This is a genomic window from Streptomyces sp. NPDC001868 (genome assembly GCF_040297125.1).
Classification (GTDB): Bacteria; Actinomycetota; Actinomycetes; order Streptomycetales; family Streptomycetaceae; genus Streptomyces.
On sequence record NZ_JBEOYO010000001.1, the window covers coordinates 515,013 to 533,171 of the forward strand.

At 72.3% G+C, this 18,159-nt stretch carries 14 protein-coding genes and 1 pseudogene; 9 read left to right on the plus strand and 6 right to left on the minus strand.

Annotation, left to right across the window (positions count from 1 at the left end):
- Positions 1-126 precede the first annotated feature (126 nt).
- Positions 127-1,176: a LacI family DNA-binding transcriptional regulator gene (locus tag ABT147_RS02255; protein ID WP_502983014.1), complete on the plus strand. Its 1,050-nt coding sequence runs from the start codon at positions 127-129 to the stop codon at positions 1,174-1,176.
- Positions 1,177-1,332: 156 nt separating this feature from the next.
- Here ABT147_RS02255 and ABT147_RS02260 read toward each other — a convergent pair whose 3' ends face one another.
- Positions 1,333-2,697: an FAD-dependent oxidoreductase gene (locus ABT147_RS02260; protein WP_351401965.1), complete on the minus strand. Its 1,365-nt coding sequence runs from the start codon at positions 2,695-2,697 to the stop codon at positions 1,333-1,335.
- 141 nt (positions 2,698-2,838) lie between these two features.
- Between ABT147_RS02260 and ABT147_RS02265 the strand changes: the two genes are divergently transcribed.
- Entirely contained in the window at positions 2,839-3,234 is a 396-nt protein-coding gene (locus tag ABT147_RS02265; protein WP_351401781.1) for an ArsR/SmtB family transcription factor, read from the plus strand.
- A gap of 16 nt (positions 3,235-3,250) precedes the next feature.
- Here the strand turns inward: ABT147_RS02265 and ABT147_RS02270 are convergent, their stop codons facing one another.
- The gene (locus ABT147_RS02270) at positions 3,251-3,943 is read right to left on the minus strand and encodes a TetR/AcrR family transcriptional regulator (RefSeq protein WP_351401783.1); all 693 of its coding nucleotides are present in this window, start codon (positions 3,941-3,943) and stop codon (positions 3,251-3,253) included.
- A gap of 161 nt (positions 3,944-4,104) precedes the next feature.
- Between ABT147_RS02270 and ABT147_RS02275 the strand changes: the two genes are divergently transcribed.
- The 7 genes from ABT147_RS02275 (at position 4,105) to ABT147_RS02305 (ending at position 14,369) form a co-directional block, all read left to right on the plus strand.
- On the plus strand, positions 4,105-5,583 hold the full coding sequence (locus ABT147_RS02275; protein ID WP_351401785.1) for an APC family permease: 1,479 nt from the start codon (positions 4,105-4,107) through the stop codon (positions 5,581-5,583).
- Positions 5,584-5,655: 72 nt separating this feature from the next.
- Positions 5,656-7,323, plus strand: a complete 1,668-nt coding sequence (locus ABT147_RS02280; RefSeq protein WP_351401787.1) for an amidohydrolase — start codon at positions 5,656-5,658, stop codon at positions 7,321-7,323.
- A gap of 172 nt (positions 7,324-7,495) precedes the next feature.
- Positions 7,496-8,641: a LacI family DNA-binding transcriptional regulator gene (locus tag ABT147_RS02285; protein WP_351401788.1), complete on the plus strand. Its 1,146-nt coding sequence runs from the start codon at positions 7,496-7,498 to the stop codon at positions 8,639-8,641.
- Positions 8,642-9,008: 367 nt separating this feature from the next.
- On the plus strand, positions 9,009-10,412 hold the full coding sequence (locus tag ABT147_RS02290; RefSeq protein WP_351401790.1) for an ABC transporter substrate-binding protein: 1,404 nt from the start codon (positions 9,009-9,011) through the stop codon (positions 10,410-10,412).
- A 1-nt stretch (position 10,413) separates the two neighbouring features.
- Positions 10,414-11,292, plus strand: coding sequence for a carbohydrate ABC transporter permease (locus ABT147_RS02295; RefSeq protein WP_351401793.1), 879 nt, complete (start codon positions 10,414-10,416; stop codon positions 11,290-11,292).
- Positions 11,293-11,333: 41 nt separating this feature from the next.
- Positions 11,334-12,152, plus strand: coding sequence for a carbohydrate ABC transporter permease (locus ABT147_RS02300; protein ID WP_351401968.1), 819 nt, complete (start codon positions 11,334-11,336; stop codon positions 12,150-12,152).
- Positions 12,153-12,209: 57 nt separating this feature from the next.
- A complete protein-coding gene (locus ABT147_RS02305) occupies positions 12,210-14,369 on the plus strand; it encodes a beta-galactosidase (RefSeq protein WP_351401795.1) in 2,160 nt (719 codons plus the stop codon).
- Here the strand turns inward: ABT147_RS02305 and ABT147_RS02310 are convergent.
- From ABT147_RS02310 to tap, 4 genes and pseudogenes are all read right to left on the minus strand, one after another.
- Complete coding sequence (locus ABT147_RS02310) at positions 14,345-14,848, minus strand: HAD domain-containing protein (RefSeq protein ID WP_351401797.1); 504 nt, start codon at positions 14,846-14,848, stop codon at positions 14,345-14,347. The genes ABT147_RS02305 and ABT147_RS02310 overlap by 25 nt on opposite strands.
- 53 nt (positions 14,849-14,901) lie before the next feature.
- Positions 14,902-14,991: pseudogene (locus ABT147_RS47280) on the minus strand (helix-turn-helix domain-containing protein); the annotation flags it as partial.
- A 16-nt stretch (positions 14,992-15,007) separates the two neighbouring features.
- Complete coding sequence (tpg, locus tag ABT147_RS02320; protein WP_351401802.1) at positions 15,008-15,562, minus strand: telomere-protecting terminal protein Tpg; 555 nt, start codon at positions 15,560-15,562, stop codon at positions 15,008-15,010.
- Positions 15,563-15,565: 3 nt separating this feature from the next.
- Positions 15,566-18,133, minus strand: a complete 2,568-nt coding sequence (gene tap / locus ABT147_RS02325; RefSeq protein WP_502983015.1) for a telomere-associated protein Tap — start codon at positions 18,131-18,133, stop codon at positions 15,566-15,568.
- Between the last annotated feature and the right edge of the window lie 26 nt (positions 18,134-18,159).

An 18,159-nucleotide genomic window follows, 5' to 3' on the forward strand; every position in this document is an offset into this window, starting at 1 on the left:
GAGGGCTCCCAAAGGTTGAGGCGAAGAGGAGCGAGCCGTCAAGCCGTCGGCGAGTAACGTTCCCGAATCGCCGGACGCGGCAGAGCGGTCCGGGGCGGTGGAGGACGACGGAGGTGGGGACCCCCCGTGCGATCAACGGGCAGTTCGAGGCGAGTCACGATCGGCGATGTCGCGCGGAGCGCCGGCGTGTCCACCTCGGCGGTGTCGAAGGTCCTCAACAACGCCTACGGGGTGAGCCCGGCGATGGGTGAACGGGTCCGGGCGGCCATGGCCGAGCTGGGCTACCGTCCGCACGCCGCCGCCCGGGGCATGCGGGGCCGCACGTACACGCTCGGCGTCCTCCTCGCGAATATCCGCAACGCGTTCTACGCCGATCTCCTGGACGGCGTGAACACGGCCCTGCGGGGCACCGAGTACGCGCTGTTCCTCGGCTCCAGCGGCTCCGGCGACTCCAGCGAGAAGGAGGAGCAGACCAGGCTGATCCACGCGATGGTGGACCGGCAGATGGACGGTCTGATCCTGATCGCGCCCGCCGTCCCCCGCCCGGAGGTGGTCCGCCTCGCGGCCGACGTGCCGACGGTCGTGATCGGCCACCACGACCCCTCCCCGGCGTACGACTGCGTGGTCAACCAGGACGGGGCCGGTGTCGACCTGGTCGTCGACCACCTGGTCGCCCTCGGGCACCGGGACATCGCCCACCTGTCGCATCCGACGGTGCGCGGCACCCGGTGGGAGCAGCGGCCCGAGCACCATGTCCGGGCCGCCTACCGCGCGGCGATGGCCCGGCACGGTTTGGCGGACCTGGCCCGGATCGTGCACTCCGGGTACTCGGACGAGGGCGGCCACCAGGGGGCCATGGAACTGCTCACCTCCTCGCGCCCACCCACCGCGATCTTCGCCGGCGCGGACGTCGCCGCGACCGGCGTCTTCCGGGCCGCCGCCGAGCTGGGCCTGCGCATCCCCGACGATCTCTCGCTCGCCGGATACAACAACACCTCGGTCGCCGCGCTCGCGCCGGTGAGCCTGACCAGCGTCGACCAGGCGGGCGCCATGATGGGCGAGACCGCCGCCCGGCTGCTGCTGGAGCGGATCGAGAAGCGACGCGACCGCGCGGTCGTCATCGCGTCGACCCCCCACCTGGTGCCACGCGGCAGTACCGCCCCGCCCCGCACCTGACTCGCCCCGGCTCCCGCGCGCGTTCCGGCGTACGGGAGCCGGGGGTACCTTCGCTCGTTGTTGAGTCGATTCAAACGTGGAACGTTCCACGGGGACGCGAGCCGGACGGAGCATGTGTGCGGGCCGGGCTGTTCGCCGTCCTCGTCGACTGATCCCTCAGCAGCCGCCGGAGGCCGTGCCCGGGTTGCCGGTTCCGATCTGGAGGGTGGCGGGGGCGGCGCAGCAACCGCCGTCGGACTGTTCGGGGTTGTCCGGCTCGTCGAAGAGGCCCGCGCCGCCGCACACGCCCGTCTCCGGGAGGGTGAGTTCGACGCGCTCGGCGGCCTCCTGGTCCCCGGCGAGGGCGGCGGCGACGGAGCGGACCTGCTCGTAGCCGGTCATGGCGAGGAAGGTGGGGGCGCGGCCGTAGGACTTCATGCCGACCAGGTAGACGCCCTGCTCGGGGTGGGAGAGCTCGTTGACGCCGTGCGGGTAGACCGTGCCGCAGGAGTGGACGTTGGGGTCGATGAGCGGGGCGAGGGCGGTCGGGGCCTGGAGGCGTTCGTCGAGGCCGAGGCGGAGTTCGGCGAGGAAGGACAGGTCGGGGCGGAGGCCGGTGAGGACGATGACCTCGTCGACCGGGTCGAGACGGCGGCCGTCCTGTGCGACCAGGACGAGCCGGTCGTCGGCGGCGCGTTCGACCGCCTCGGTACGGAAGCCGGTGACGGCGGACGCGTGGCCGGCCTCGACGGCTGCCTTGGCTCGCAGGCCCAGCGCACCCCGGGCGGGGAGCTGGTCGGCCTCGCCGCCGCCGTAGGTGTGCGCGCCGATGCCGCGCCGCAGGACCCACACCGCGTGCGTGCCGCCTCCCTCCTCCTTCGCCAGGTCGGCGAGGAGGGCGAGGGCGGTGAACGCGGAGGCGCCGGAGCCGACGACGGCGGTCCGCCGGCCCGCGTAACGGGCGCGTACGGCGGGGTCGTCGAGGTCGGGCACGCGGTAGGAGACGCGGTCGGCGGCCGTCTTCTCGCCGAGGGCGGGCAGGCCGTCGGCGCCCATCGGGCTCGGGACGGACCAGGTGCCGGAGGCGTCGACGACGGCGCGGGCGGCGATCCGCTCCTCACGCCCGTCGGCGGACCTCAGGTGCACGGTGAAGGGCTGCTCGTCGCGGCCGGAGTCGACCACGCGGTCCCGGCCGGCGCGGGCGACGCCGGTCACCGTGGCGCCGTAACGGACCTGGTCGCCGAGGATGTCGGCGAGGGGCTGGAGGTAGCGCTCGGCCCAGTCGCCGCCGGTCGGGTAGGCGGAGGCGTCGGGGCGGACCCACCCGGTCGGGGCCAGGAGCTTCTCGGCGGCCGGGTCGATGAGCTCGCCCCAGGTCGAGAACAGCCGGACATGGGCCCACTCGCGTACGGCGTGCCCGGCGACCGGGCCGGCCTCCAGGACCAGGGTGTCGAGACCGCGCTCGACGAGGTGGGCGGCGGCGGCCAGACCGATGGGGCCCGCGCCGATGACCACGACGGGCAGCTGGTCCGGGGCGAGCACGCTGTTGTGGGACGCAGTCACCGGGTTCCCCTTTGTTTCGATGTTCGTCGATCTCTTGCATGGCCATCGTGGCACTTTCATCGATGAATATCAATATAGAGAGTCATCGAATTAGCGGCCCCCGCATGGCAACATAGACATATGTCGAACCCCAAGGTGCCGCCACAGGTGCTGGCGCGAGCGCTGCCGCTGCTGGAGCCCGAGGTCGCCGCAGAGGCCGTCGCGCCGTGCTGTCCGCCGCTCACCGAGCGACCGTTGACGGCCGAGGAGGCCGAGCGGACCGCCGCGATGTTCAAGGCGCTGGGCGACCCGGTCAGGCTGCGGCTGTTCTCGCTCGTCGCCTCGCACGCGGGCGGCGAGGCCTGCGTGTGCGACATCTCCGACGTCGGCGTCTCCCAGCCGACGGTCTCGCACCACCTGAAGAAGCTCAAGGAGGCCGGTCTGCTCACCTCCGAACGGCGTGGCACCTGGGTCTACTACCGGGTGGAGCCGTCGGTGGTGGCCGCGATGGGCGCGATGCTCGGCACCTTCGGCTGAGGACCTTCGACTGAGTTCACCTCGCCGGCGCCCGGGCCGCCAACGCCTCCAGCAGCAGGTCGACCGCCTCCTCGAAGGAACTGTCCGCCACGGTCCGCAGCTCCTGGCGTACGGCGGTCAGGGCCGGGTACGACGCCGGGTCCAGGCCCTGGTAGACGTCCTGCCACGCCCGGGCGTCGGCCTCGCGCCGGCCGCGCGGGAGTGCCTGGAACGCGGCGTCCATGGCCGCGTGGCTGAGCACGGTGTCGATGAACGCCAGATACAGGCGGGGCGCGTCGGCCGGTCCGAAACCCGCGGCGAGCAGCAGGCCGATACCGGTGTCGACGGCGCGGATCTCGTTCGGGCGCCGGGTCACCCGGTACGAGGCGAAGGCGGCGGCGCGGGGGTGGGCGAGGTATCCGGCGCGGACGCGCAGGGCCATCTCGCGCAGGGCGGCCACCCAGTCGTCCCCGGGGTCGAAGCCCGCCATGGCGTCGCCGATGATGCGGTCGGCGATGGCGAGCACCAGGTCGTCGGTGTTCTCGAAGTAGCGGTAGAGGGCGCTGGGGTCGCAGCCCAGGGCGGTGCCGAGCCGGCGCACGCTGAGCGCCTCCGGGCCGTGCTCGCCGATCAGCCGCAGCGCGGTCTCCACGATCAGCTCCTCCGACAGCACGACACCCGAGCGGGTGGGTCGGCGCCGTCTGCGTTCCTGCGGGACACGGGTGGACATGGTGGGGCTCCTGTCGCTGACGCCTGTCGGCCGGGACCGCGTACCGGCAGTGAAGGGTCCGGGCCCCCTTATGTCAACAGCATTGACGCAAGACGAACGCCAGGTGTTCCATCACAGTCCCGCGCGGCTCCACCCTCGTCCCCTCTCCACGAGGAGCCTCCATGTCATCCACGCAACTGCGCCGCTCCCTCGGTGTGGTCGACGGCGTCGCCATCGCCGCCTCCAGCACGGCCGCCACCACCAGCATCGCCATCGGCATGGGCACGATCGCGACCATCGTGGGTCTGCAGGGCCCGGCGCTCCTGCTCCTCGCCTTCCTGCCGGTGCTGGGCATCGCCACCGCCTACGCCCGGCTCAACCGCTCGGAGCCCAACTGCGGCAACGGCTACACCTGGGTGGGCAAGACCCTCGGCCCCTGGCCCGGCTTCCTGACCGGCTGGGTCACCGTCGTCGGCTCGGTCATCTTCTGCGCCTACACCAGCGCCGTCATGGGCTCGGTCGTCCTGGTCTTCGCCAACAAGGCCGGACTGACCACCCTGGCGGGCGTCACTCTCGATCCGGGGTCCACCGGCGTCAGCACGGCCGTCGGGCTGGTGCTCCTGCTCGGCCTCACCGCCCTGGCCATCACCGGTACGCGTGCCACGACCCGCTTCCAGTTCGCGCTGCTGGTCTTCGAGTACGCCGTGCTGATCGGGTTCTGCGGCTGGGCGCTCCTCACCGGCGATCACGCCTTCTCCTTCTCGTGGTTCAACCCCTTCGAGATCGCCGACGGCACCACGTTCGCCCAGGGCATGGTCCTCGCGGTGTTCTTCTTCTGGGGCTGGGACGCGGCGTTCAGTGTCACCGAGGAGACCAGGAAACCGGGCGACGCGGCCCGCGGCGGCCTGATCGCGCTCTTCGCCATGCTGGGCCTGTTCCTCTTCGCCTCGGTCGCCTTCCAGCGCGAGATGAGCCTCGCCGAACTCGTCGAGAACGGCCCGCAGGCCCTGCCGTACCTCGGGCAGAAGCTGGCCGCGGAACCCTGGGCCACGCTGCCCCTGGTCGCCCTGATGTTCTCCGCCGCGGCCTCCGTGCAGTCCACGCTGATCCCCACGGCACGCGGACTGCTCGCGATGGGCCGGGACCGCACCATGGGCCCGGTGTGGACCCGGGTGCACCCGCGTTACGGCACCCCCGCCGCGGGAACGGTCGTCGTGCTCTCCATCGCCGCCACGGTCGCCCTGCTGGCCGTCGCCCTCCCCCGGCTGAGCGACATGCTGCTGGCCGCCGTCAACGCCATCGGCCTGCTCGTCGCCCTCTACTACGGCCTCACCGCGCTCGCCTGCGCCGTCCGCTTCCGGTCCACGCTCCGTGAGGGACCCGGGACGGCGGTGCTCGCCGTGGGGGTGCCCGCCGTGTCGGGGCTGGTGCTGCTGGGCCTCGGCGGCTACCTCGGCTACTCGTATCTGACCATGACCGACCACATCGAACTGAGCCCCGACAACGGGTGGTTCATGTTCTCCCTGCCCGCCGTCATCGTCCTGCTGGGCCTCGGGATGGCCGCGATCGCCAAGTACGTCCGCCGGTCGCCGTACTTCGCCACCGGACGCGGCACCGACGCCGAGGCCATCGCGCTCCCGATGGACCGCACGGCCGTCTGAGCCCCGGGCCGCGCACCGACAGCGGTTCGACCACGCCCCCGACCCACCACCCCCCTCCTGGAGTCCACCCCCATGCCCCAGTCCCCCGTCACGGGTCCCGCCGATCTCGTCCTCACCGGCGGGCCCGTCCACACCGTCGATCCGGCCCGCAGCCGTGCCACCGCCGTGGCCGTGCACGACGGACGGATCACGGCCGTCGGCCACGACGAGGTGCACGCCCTCATCGGGCCGGGCACCGAGGTCGTCGACCTCGCCGGAAAGCTGCTGCTGCCCGGCTTCCAGGACGCCCATGTGCACCCGCAGGGCGCGGGCCTGGAGCTGGGCCTGTGCCATCTCGCCGACACGGTCGACCCCGCCGAGTATCTGCGGCGGATCCGGGCGTACGCCGACGAGCACCCGGACGCCGAGTGGATCACCGGCGGCGGCTGGTCCCTGGAGGCCTTCCCCGGCGGCGCCCCCACCGCCGCCGCCCTCGACGCGATCGTCCCCGACCGGCCCGTCTTCCTGCCCAACCGCGACCACCACGGCGCCTGGGTCAACACCCGGGCCCTGGAGCGGGCCGGCATCGACGCCCGTACCCCCGACCCCGCCGACGGCCGTATCGAACGCGACGCCGACGGCCGGCCGACCGGCATGCTCCAGGAGGGCGCCGTCCACCTGGTGGGCCGCCTGGTGCCCGACCCCACCCCCGAGGAACAGCTGACCGCCCTGCTGCGCGCCCAGGCCGTGCTGCACTCCCACGGGGTCACCGCCTGGCAGGACGCCATCGTGGGCGCGTACGCCAACATGACGGACCCGGCGCCCTCGTACCGGGCGGCCATGGACCGGGGGCTCCTCACCGCCCGCGTCGTCGGCGCCCTGTGGTGGGACCGTGAGCGCGGCGCCGAGCAGATCCCCGAACTCGCCGCTCGGCGCGCGGAGTTGAGCGGGGGCCGGTTCCGTGCCGGCACGGTGAAGATCATGCAGGACGGCATCGCCGAGAACCACACGGCCGCCATGCTCGACCCCTATCTCACCGGCTGCGGCTGCCCCTCGGACGGCAGCGGCATCAGCTTCGTCGAACCGGGCGAGCTGAAGAAGTACGTCACCGAACTCGACGCGCTCGGTTTCCAGGTGCACTTCCACGCCCTCGGCGACCGCGCGGTCCGCGAGGCCCTCGACGCCGTCGAGGCCGCCCGCGCCGCCAACGGGCACCGCGACTCCCGCCACCACCTGGCGCACCTCCAGGTCGTCCACCCCGACGACGTACGGCGCTTCCGGGCCCTCGGCGCCACCGCCAACCTCCAGATGCTGTGGGCCGCCCACGAACCGCAGATGGACGAACTCACCCTGCCGTTCCTCGGCCCCGAACGCGGCGCCCGGCAGTACCCGTTCGGCGATCTGCTGCGCGCCGGGGTGACGCTCGCGGCGGGCAGCGACTGGCCGGTCAGCAGCCCCGACCCGCTCCAGGCCATCCATGTGGCCGTCAACCGGCGCTCCCCGGACGCCCCCGAGGGCACCCCCGAGTTCCTGCCCGAACAGCGCCTCGACCTCGGAGCCGCCCTCGCCGCGTACACGGCCGGCAGTGCCTACGTGAACCGCCTCGACACCTTCACCGGCAGCATCACCGTCGGCAAGGCGGCCGACCTGGTCGTCCTGGACCGCGACCCGTTCACGGGCCCGCCCGAGGACATCGCGGCCACCCGCGTCCTGCAGACCTTCGTGGAAGGGGAACGCGTCCACACGGCTCCCGACGCCTGACACCCGTGGCCCGCGCATCCCGGCGCGGGCGAGCCGGCAGGACCGGTGCGTTCCGACCCCTTGACGACAGTCGCCTGACTGCGTAGACATGACTACGCAGACATGACAGCGCGGTCAGGAAGGTGATGTCTGACATCATCGGTCTGGTTCGCGGCGGTCACCGGGAGGCATCATGACGCGAGGTACAGGGCGGGGCGGGAGCCCCGGGGCGCCGAGCAGTACGGACGTGGCGCGGCTGGCCGGTGTCTCCCAGAAGACCGTGTCGAGGGTCTTCAACGACGAGCCGTACGTCTCCGCCGAGGTCCGCAGACGGGTCACGGAGGCCGCGGAGCAGCTCGGTTACCGGCGCAACAACGCCGCCCGGGCGCTGGCCTCGGGACGGACCCGCTCCATCGGGGTGGTGACGCTGGGGACGGCTCTGTACGGCCCGGCCTCGCTGCTCATGGGGGTCGAGCGGGTCGTCCGGGACACGGGCTACGCGCTCCGGGTGGTCAACACCGTGGAGGGCGACCCGGCGGGTGTCGCGGGGGCCGTGGACTCGCTCCTCGACCAGGGCGTGGACGGCATCGTCATCTCCGAGCCGATCGACGAGGCGGGCGAGGGCGGCGACATGACGCTGCGTGTCGCCGTGCCGGTGCTGGTCATCGGCGCGCCGCCGTTCGTCACCGCGCCCGCGGTGCTGAACGCGGGTGACGGCGCCGACCTGATGGCGCGTACCGCCACCGAGCACCTGCTGAGGCTGGGCCACACGACGGTCCATCATCTGGCGGGCCCGCAGCGCTGGTACGCCGCCCGGGACCGTCTGGAGGGATGGCGGGCGACGCTCACGGCCCACGGGAAGGACGTGCCCGAGGTCGTCCGGGGCGACTGGTCGGCGGCCTCCGGGTACGCGGCCGGACACCGACTGGCCGAGGACGACGGCGTCACCGCGGTCTTCGCCGCCAACGACGACATGGCGATCGGTCTGATCCGCGCGCTGACGGAGGCCGGGCGCCGGGTGCCGGAGGACGTCAGTGTCGTCGGCTTCGACGACATCCCGGTCGCCGCCTATGTGACTCCTCCGCTGACCACGGTGCGGCAGCCGTTCGACGCCGTGGCGCAGGAGGGGCTCAAGCGTCTCGTGCACCTCATCGAGAACCCCGACGCGGACCCCTTGCCGCCGAGCGACCCACCGGTCGACCTCGTCGTCCGCGCCTCGACCGCGCCACCGCCGAGCCGGACGACCCCGGCACGCGGGCGGCGCACGGCCTCCCGCACTCCGGCGGACGCCCCCGCCCCGCCCGTCCCGCACGGAGGAGGCGCCGCCACCCAGCGCTGACCACCACCTCCCCGCCCTGACCGCATCGGCGCCACGCACGGCCGGCGCGTGACCCCGGATCGAGCCGCTGTACCCGTCACGCCCCCGCCACTTCCGGCGCGCCCCTCACGCGGTCGCCGTAGGGCCGCCCCCGTAGCCGGCGACATGCCCCGAGCCAGGTCCCCGCACCTGTCCGGGCGCCCTCGCCCTCCCTTTCTCCTTTCTCCCCGGCCGCGATCCCGGCCGTGCTCCGGCGTCGACGCCGGCGTTCGAGCCCGGTCGTCGTGCCGCCCCTTGCGCGACCCGCACACCCTCAGCACCCCACACACCTCCGCGCGCCCTGAACCGGGCGTGCCGCCAACCCCTTCGCCACCGGCGGGAGTTCACCATGCCCAGAAACGCGCGCACAGCCGCCTCCTCCACCGCCTCCTCCCCCATGAGCCGTCGGCTGTTCCTCGGCACGACGGGTGCCCTGTCGCTCGGCGCGGCCCTGACCGCCTGCGGCGGCGGTGGCTCCGGCAGTTCCTCCGGCTCCGCCGAGCCGGTCGCCCGGGCCGACATCGACAAGGCGATGAAGACGCCGACCGAGCTGACGTTCTGGACGTGGGTCCCGAACATCGCCAAGGAGATCGCGCTCTTCGAGAAGAAATACCCGGCCGTCAAGGTCAAGGTCGTCAACGCCGGTCAGGGCACCCCGCAGTACACCAAGCTGCGCACCGCGCTGAAGGCCGGCAGCGGCGCCCCGGACCTGGTGCAGATGGAGTACCAGGCCATCCCGACCTTCACCATCACCGACAGTCTCCTGGACCTGCGGCCGTACGGCGCCGCAGAGTTGAAGGACCGGTTCGTCGACTGGACCTGGGGCCAGGTCAGCGGCGGCGACGGCGAGGTGTGGGCGATCCCCCAGGACACCGGCCCGATGGGACTGCTGTACCGCAAGGACATCTTCGACAAGCACGGCATCGAAGTGCCGGGCACCTGGGACGAGTTCGCCGAGGCGGCACGCAAGCTGCACAAGGCCGACCCCGACGTCTTTCTCACCAACCTCGCGGCCAACCAGCCCGCCGCCTGGCACGGACTGCTGTGGCAGGCGGGCGCCGAGCCGTACGCCGTGTCCGGCAGGAGCGACATCACCATCAGCGTCGACGACGCCGTCTCCCGGAAGCTCGGCGGGTACTGGGGTGGGCTGGCGAAGGAGGGCGTGATCAGCGTCGAGCCGGACTTCACCGACGGCTGGTACGCCGCGCTGAACCAGGGCAGGTACGCCACCTGGATCACCGCCGCCTGGGGCCCGGCCTTCCTCTCGGGCTCGGCCAAGGCCACCGCCGGCAAGTGGCGCGCGGCCCCGCTCCCCCAGTGGGACGCGGCCAAGCCCAGCTCGGGCAACTGGGGCGGCTCGACCACCGCCGTCCTCCGCTCCACCGAGAACCCCATCGCGGCGGCGGTGTTCGCGCAGTTCCTCAACAGCGACCCGGACAGCGCCAGCATGTTCGCCACCGAGCAGTTCTTCTTCCCGGCGACCAAGTCCCTGCTCACGGACGCGGAGTTCGTGTCGGACGCCCCGTCCTTCTACGGTGGCCAGAAGGTCAACCAGGTCTTCGCCGACATCAGCGCCAGTGTGGACCCGTCCTTCCAGTGGCCGCCGTTCCTCGACCAGGCGGCGACCGACTGGACGGAGACCGTCGGCAAGTCCCTCGCCGACAGGTCCGACACGGTCAGGGCCCTCGGCAGCTGGCAGTCACGGCTGACGGCGTACGCGAAGAACCAGGGCTTCACCGTCAAGGGCGGCTGACATGGCCACCACCCGCCGCCACCGCTCGGCCGGACCGCTCTTCGTCGCACCCTTCCTGGTGCTGTTCCTCCTCCTCTACCTCGCCCCGCTCGGCTACGCGGCCTACCTCAGCCTCTTCCAGGAGCGTCTGATCGGCGGGACGGCCTTCGTCGGCCTCGACAACTACGTCAAGGCCTTCGGCGACCCGCAGTTCCTGCACGGTGTCGGCCGGGTCGCGCTGTTCTTCGTGGTCCAGGTCCCGGTGATGCTGCTGCTGGCGCTGCTGTTCGCCCTCGCGCTCGACAGCGGCCTGCTGCGCCTGGCCCGGGTGATCCGGCTGGGCATCTTCGTCCCGTACGCCGTGCCCAGCGTCGTCGCCGCGCTCATGTGGGGCTATCTGTACGGCCCGGACTTCGGCCCGTTCGCCCAGCTGAGCCGGAACCTGGACCTCCCGGTCCCCGACTTCCTCGGCGAAGGCTGGATGCTGGGCAGTCTGGCGAACATCGTGACCTGGGAGTTCGTCGGCTACAACATGATCATCCTGTACGCCGCCCTGCGCACCGTCCCGCACGAGCTGTACGAGGCGGCGGCGATGGACGGGGCCGGGGCCTGGCGCATCGCCTGGTCGATCAAACTCCCCGCGCTCCGCCCGGCGTTGCTGCTCACCCTGCTCTTCTCGGTCATCGGCAGCTTCCAGCTGTTCAACGAACCGAACCTGCTGATGAAGATCGCCCCGGACGTGATCACCAGCTCCTACACCGCCAACCTCTACGCCTACTCCCTCGCCTTCACCGGCCAGCAGGTCAACTACGCGGCCACGGTGTCCTTCCTCCTCGGCCTGGTCATCGTGATCGCCTCCTACGGCGTCCTGCTCACCGCGAACCGCAGGAGGACCCCGTGACGACGGCCACCGCCCGCCGCAGCACCCCGCTGACGATCGCCATGCTGGCCGCCCTGGCCTACTTCCTGCTGCCCCTGTTCTGGCTCCTTGTCGCCTCGACCAAGAGCACGCAGGACCTGTTCAACAGCTTCGGCCTGTGGTTCTCCGGCGCCCCTCAGCCGCTGACGAACATCAAGGAGACCTTCACCCAGGACGACGGGGTGTTCGTGCACTGGCTGCTGAACACGGTCCTGTACGCCGGGGTCAGCGCGGTCGGCGCCGCACTGCTCGCCTCCACGGCCGGGTACGGCTTCGCCAAGTACCGCTTCCGTGGCGACCGGGCCGCCTTCAACCTGGTCATCGGCGCCGTCATGGTCCCGACCACCGCACTGGCCATCCCGACCTATCTGCTGTTCGCGCAGGCGGGCCTGGTCAACACCCCCTGGGCGATCATCCTGCCCTCGCTCGTCAACCCGTTCGGCCTGTACCTGATGCGCGTCTACGCCGAGGACGCCGTCCCCGACAGCATCCTGGAGGCCGCCCGGATCGACGGCGCCGGCGAGGCCCGGATCTTCTTCCGGATCGCGCTGCGGCTGATGGGCCCCGGGGTGGTGACGGTCCTGCTGTTCACGCTGGTGGCGACCTGGAACAACTACTTCCTGCCGCTGATCATGCTGAACGACCCGGACCTGTACCCGATCACCGTGGGCTTGGCCTCCTGGGCCGCCCAGGCCCAGAACGGCGGGGCCGGAGCCAGCAGCGACATGCTCGCGCTCGTCGTGACCGGCTCACTGATCTCGATCGTCCCGCTCGTCGTGGCGTTCCTGATGCTGCAGCGCTACTGGCAGAGCGGCCTGGCCACAGGCGGCGTCAAGCAGTAGCCCGCGCGCAGCCCTCGTACCCCTTCCCCCCACCCTTTCTCTCGGAGGTTTCCCTTCATGGCGGCTCTGCCCGACCGCGTCCTCTTCGGCGCCGCGTACTACCACGAGTACCAGCCGTACGAACGGCCCGCCGAACGTCTCAAGACCGACCTGGACCTGATGGCCGACGCGCATGTCTCCGTGATCCGCGTCGGTGAGTCGGTGTGGTCGACCTGGGAGCCGGAGAACGGACGGTTCGATCTCGACTGGCTCCAGCCCGTCCTGGACGGCGCCCACGAGCGCGGCATCTCCGTCGTGCTCGGCACCCCCACGTACGCCGTACCGCCGTGGCTGGCCCGCCAGTACCCGGAGATCACCGGGGAGCGGCGCACAGGCGAGCGCATCGGCTGGGGCGCCCGCCAGGAGGTCGACTTCACCCACCCCGCGTTCCGCTTCCACGCCGAGCGGATCATCCGCAAGGTCGTCGCCCGGTACGCCGGCCACCCGGCCGTCATCGGCTTCCAGGTCGACAACGAACCCGGTCTGCACCTCTTCCACAACCACGGTGTCTTCCAGCGCTTCGTGGACCATCTGCGCGCCAAGTACGGCGACGTGGAGACCCTGAACCGTGAATGGGGCCTGGTCTACTGGTCCCACCGGCTGTCGACCTGGGCCGACCTGTGGACCCCGGACGGCAACGCGCAGCCCCAGTACGACGTCGCCTGGCGGGAGTTCCAGGCCCGGCAGGTCACCGAGTTCATCGGCCGGCAGGCCGACCTCGTCCGCGAGTACGCCACACCGGAGCAGTTCGTCACCACCTGTATCTCCTACACCCGGCAAGGGGTGGAGGACGACGAGCTGACCGACGGGCTCGACATCGCCGCAGGCAACCCGTACTACGGCATGCAGGACAGTCTGCTGCTGCCCGACCCCACACCCGACGACCACCGGCAGATCTGGCAGACCACCGGCGTGTGGGCCCTGTACCAGACCGCCGACTGGATGTTCTCCTCCCGCCAGGCACCGTTCCTCGTCACCGAGACCAACGCCGGCTCCATCGGCATGCCGTGGGACAACCGCCCCGCCTACGACGGACAGTGGCGCCAGGCCGCCTGGGCGCTCGTCTCACGCGGCGCCCGCATGATCGAGTACTGGCACTGGCACACCCTGCACTTCGGCGCCGAGACCTACTGGGGCGGCATCCTCCCCCACACCGGGCAGCCCGGCCGTACGTACGCCGAACTCGCCCGCCTCGGCGAGGAGTTCGAGGCGGCGGGCCCCCTCGTCGCCGGACTCGAACCGGACGCCGACCTCACGATGGTGTACTCCACGCCCAGCAAATGGCTCATGGAGAAGTACCCGCCGCTCGCGACCGCGGACGGCGAGCCGGACCCCAGCGCCTACCACCGGATCTTCGACCCCTTCTACCGGGGCGCCTTCGACGCGGGCCGCCAGGTCCGTATCGTCCACGCCCGCCAACTGCACGACCCGAGCGGAGAGCGGGAGGGTCCCTCGCCCGAGGAGGCCGTCCGCCGCCACCCGGTCCTGGTCGTCCCGGCGTTGTACCTCGCGGCCGACTCCACCCTCGACTGGCTCGCCGCCTACGCGGAAGCGGGCGGCCACCTCGTCCTCGGGCCGCGCACCGGATACGCCGACCACGAGGCCCGCGCCCGCGCCGAACGGGCCCCGGGGCGCCTCACGGAGGCGGCGGGTGTCGGCTACGACGAGTTCAGCAACCTCGTCCGCGAGATACCGGTGCGAGCAGTGCCCGGCGGGCCGCTCCACCTCCCCGAGGGCGCGACGGCGACCCGCTGGGCGGACGGCCTGACCCCCACCGACGCCGACACGCTCGTCACCTACGACCACCCGCACTTCGGCCGCTGGCCCGCCGTCACCACCCGCCGCCACGGCGCCGGCCAGGTCACCTACGTCGGTACGGTCCCCGGCCGTGAGCTCGGCCGGGCGCTGGCCGAGTGGCTGGCACCGGCCGCCCGCCACGCCTGGCGCGACCTCCCGCCGTCCGTGACCGCCACCACCGGCACCTCGCCCGACGGGCGCCGCGTCCATATCGTCCACAACTGGGCCTGGGAGCCCGCGAGCGTTTCCGTGCCGGTGTTCCTGTCCGACGCGCTGACCGGCGCGCCCCTGCCCGTGGGCGCGCCGCTGGAACTCGGGCCGTGGGACGTGCGCGTGCTCGTTCAGGCGGCGGCTGGTCAGGAGCCACCCAACCACCGCTGAATCACGAGGAAATCCGTCGGGGTGAGGCCGATCTCGGCTTCGACGCGGTGGAGGAGGGCCCGGCCTCGGTGGTGCCGTGACACCCAGGCGCGATCGAGGTCCGTGATCTCGTCGTCGGCCCAGATGAACGGGCGTCCGGCAGCCGCCCGGACGAGGGCCCGGGTCTTCCAGTGCAGCAGGTCCGCGACGTCCTCCTCCGGCGCCTCGGGCAGGTCCACGACCGGAAGCGCCGGCAGCCCGAGCAGCGGGGCGATCACTTCGTTGGCGTCGTGCATCCAGGCGGTGGCCCACATCAGGACGCAGGGCAGGGCCAGCAGGCGCGGACCGTGGCCGAGGTCGATCTTCGCCAGCTGGGGATTCGACGTGTGCTGCCAGTCGACCCACTCCTCGGCGGCCGACGGGAGCCGCGCTCCGCCGTAGGGCAGGAGTGTTCCGTCGACGTCCAGGAAGAGCAGCGGGCGCCCCGCGTGGTCGGTCATGGCCGGTCGTTCTCCTCGGGGTCGCCGTTCTCCCGGCGCGGCAGGTCTCCCGTGGCGGGGGTGGTCCCGACGCGTGCCGCGAGTTCGCCCACGGACATCTTCCGCCTGGCCGGCATCACGTCGATGCCGACGGCGATCGGCATCGGATCACCTCGGCCGTCAGAAGGACACATCGAAGTAGTCGATGTCCTGGAGGGCGACTTCGAGGTCGCCCGCGCGGCGGCCGCCGTCCTTGAAGTACACCTCCTGCAGTCCTTCCGCCACGATGTCGCGCAGCCGCCGGTCGTCGGCGCCCTGGGCCTGGGCGTCGAACAGGCGGCGCGCGTACTCCGGGGGAAGGTGGACCGTCAGACGGCGGAAGCGGGCGTCGTCGGTCGTGCCGATCGGTGCGGTGTAGCCGAACTGGGCGCGTGTCTCCACGGTGATCCCGCCGGTGGTGGCGGCCCGCTTCTGCCGCCGCCTGCGCACCAGCGGCTGCCAGCGGGCCCGTACGGCGGCGTCGATACGGTCCTGGATGTGCCGGGGCGGATGCCTGCGGGCACCGCGCCGGTAGCGATTGACGGAGTCCGCGGTGATGCCCAGCTCCGCCGCGACGGCCCTGGCCGTCTTCAACTGCTTGAGCAGGTAGCCGATCTGGCCCTTGAGGGTCTTGGGCGGTGCCTTGGTGAACGCCTCCTGGTCGGCGCGTTCGAGGGCGTCGTCGATGTGGCCCACGGGCTACTCCCCTTCGTCGAGTTGAGCGTCGTGGCCGTCGCCCTTGATGTGACGGGCGGGGTTGTAGCCCTGCTCCATCAGATCGACCGCCCAGGCCATGTCCTGCACACCTTCCAGCTTGCAGAAGCCGGGGGACGCGCCGATCCGGAAGGTGCCGTAGACGGGGGTGCCGTCGCCGTTGGAGGGCAGGAAGTGCAGCGGGGAGGGGCCGCGGCTGGCGTAGACGACGCAGTCCGAGAGGACCGCCAGCGGATGGAGGCCCGTCAGCGCGGCGAGCCTCGCCGTCTTGCGGTGCAGATTCACCCGCGCCTTGGCGATGACGGCCGCGCGGATGTACGGGTTCCAGGTGGGGCGTTCCAGGGCGGGCCAGCGCTCGCCGTCCTTGTAGTGGCGGCCCTGGGGGCGTTCGCGGAGCTTGCCGATGCCGCCCTTGACCGTCGACTTGATCGCCGACAGCACCATCGCGCCCTGCCGGTGGCGGCGGACCCGGGCCGCCAGTTCGTCGTCGCTCAGGTCGGCGCGACCGGCGGGCAGTTCGGCGAGCGCGGCGCGCAGCACGTCGAGGCGGGTCTCGTCGGCCGCCGCGTACGCCTTGTGCAGCGCCATGGCGTCCAGGTACGCCGTCGGGTCGGCGTCCTTGTCGATGGGGATGCCCATGTCGGTGCTGGTGGTGAGGTAGGCGTCCTTGAGCCGGTCGTGCCACGGGTCCAGGTAGGCGCCCGTCTCATGACGCAGATACGCCTCGAACGGGCGGATCTCGCAGCCGAGTTCCTCCGCGTACGCCAGGGTCGGGGTGGCGTACCAGCCCGGTCCGTCGGGGCGTTGGCCGGTGGGGGTGAAGGGGTTGGGCAGGCGTGGGTCCAGCTCGATGTGGGAGAGGTCCACGAGCCAGGTGCCCGGGGCCTTCTTGTCGAACACGGGCGCGGTGTGGTGGACCGGTTCGGACAGGCCGACGGGGAGACGGGAGGCGGCGGCGAGGAAGGCGGTGTTGATGTCGATGCCCACGGCCCAGGGCAGCAGGCACTCCTCGTCCGACAACAGATCGGGGTCCCGCACCCATTGGTAGGCCTCCTCGTCGAGGAAGCCGCGCTCCCAGCCCCGCGCGACCGGATGCTCCGTCGGGGCCTCCGGCGGCGCCGGGTCCACCGGCCGGGCCAGCGCACCCGGGTTCGGGCCGGAGACCCACTCGCCGGTGGCCTCGTCCTTGACCGGGCGGGTCGGTGGCCGCATCGCCGTCATCAGCTCCAGCCCCGTCACGGCCGTCGAGCCGCGCGGGGTGAGCACCCGGGAGGCGAACACACCCAGGACGCGGGCCAGATCAGCGGGGTGCAGCCGGTCGGCGCCGCCCCAGGCCCGGCTGTCCAGGGCCTCCCACGGCAGGATCGCCAGCTGTACGCACTGCCGCCTGCCGCCCTGCGCGGGCCGGTAGACACGCGGCCACGGACCGAAGCCGCGCTGGGTGAGCTTCCACTTGGCCTTGGCGATCTGCCTGACCACCGGGTGGTCCTCCGCCAGGCGCAGGCCCCGGCGGTCCTCCAGCCGCTCCGGCAGACCGAACCGTGCCGCGGCCGAGGCGGTCAGCACGATCAGCGGGTCGGCGTCCTTCCCGTGCCGGTGCAGCCGGGCCGCACCGACCCCGGACTCCCGCAGCACCCAGTCCACCAGCTGCGGAATGGTGGTGGCCGGGCACTCCAGCAGCACACCACCCAGGCAGTAGGCGGTGCCGTCGCCGTCCAGCACGGCGAGGGGGCCGTTCGGGAAGCGGGCGTCGGTGGTGGGGGCGGCGGGGGTTGCGGAGGCCGCGGAGGCCGCCGCTCGCGGTCGGGAGGGCCGGCGTGATGGGGGTACGGGGCTGGGAGTCCTGACCGATGGGGGTACGGCGGCAGGGGCAGGGGCGGGGCGGTGGGTGCTCGGGGAGGTTCCGGGCGCCGGGGGGATGTGGTCGTGGGTGGGTGCGGGGGGAGGTACGGAACCGGGGGCGTGGTCGGGCCCGGCGGGTCCTCCGGGGGCAGCCGGTGCGGGAACGGGCGCGGGTGCGGTCCCCGGGAGCGGGTGCGGTCCCGGTCCGGCGAGAGCGTCCGACGCCGGAACGCGCCTCGTGGGGGTGTCCGTTCGGGGAGCGAGTCCGGCGGGGGCGCCCGGTCGGGGAATGTCCCCGGTGGGAGCCCCCGCCTCCGGATCGGTCGCCGACTCGCTCACCGTCCCGGTCGCCGACTCGCTCGCGGTCTCGGCCATCGACTCGGTCGCCGTGTCGGTCGCGGTCCCGGTCACCGACTCGGTCGCGGTCCCGTTGGCCGTCTCACTCACCGTCTCGGCCGGATACTTCGCCGCCCAGCCCTCCAACAGCCGCTGGTACGCCTGGCGTTGGGGCGGGCGGGGCTCGGACCGGCCGCTCTCCCAGTTCTTCACCGTCTGCTTCGTCGTCCGCAGGACCTGAGCCAGACGGGCCTGGCTCACGCCGGACGCGTCACGCAGCCGTGCCCGCTCCCCCGGCGGCGGCAACTCGGGTTCGCCCGCCAGCAGTTCGTCCACCGCCGCGAACAACTCTTCCTGGCTCGGCTTCTGCTGCACACGCCACCTCCGCCCCGCACGCTAGC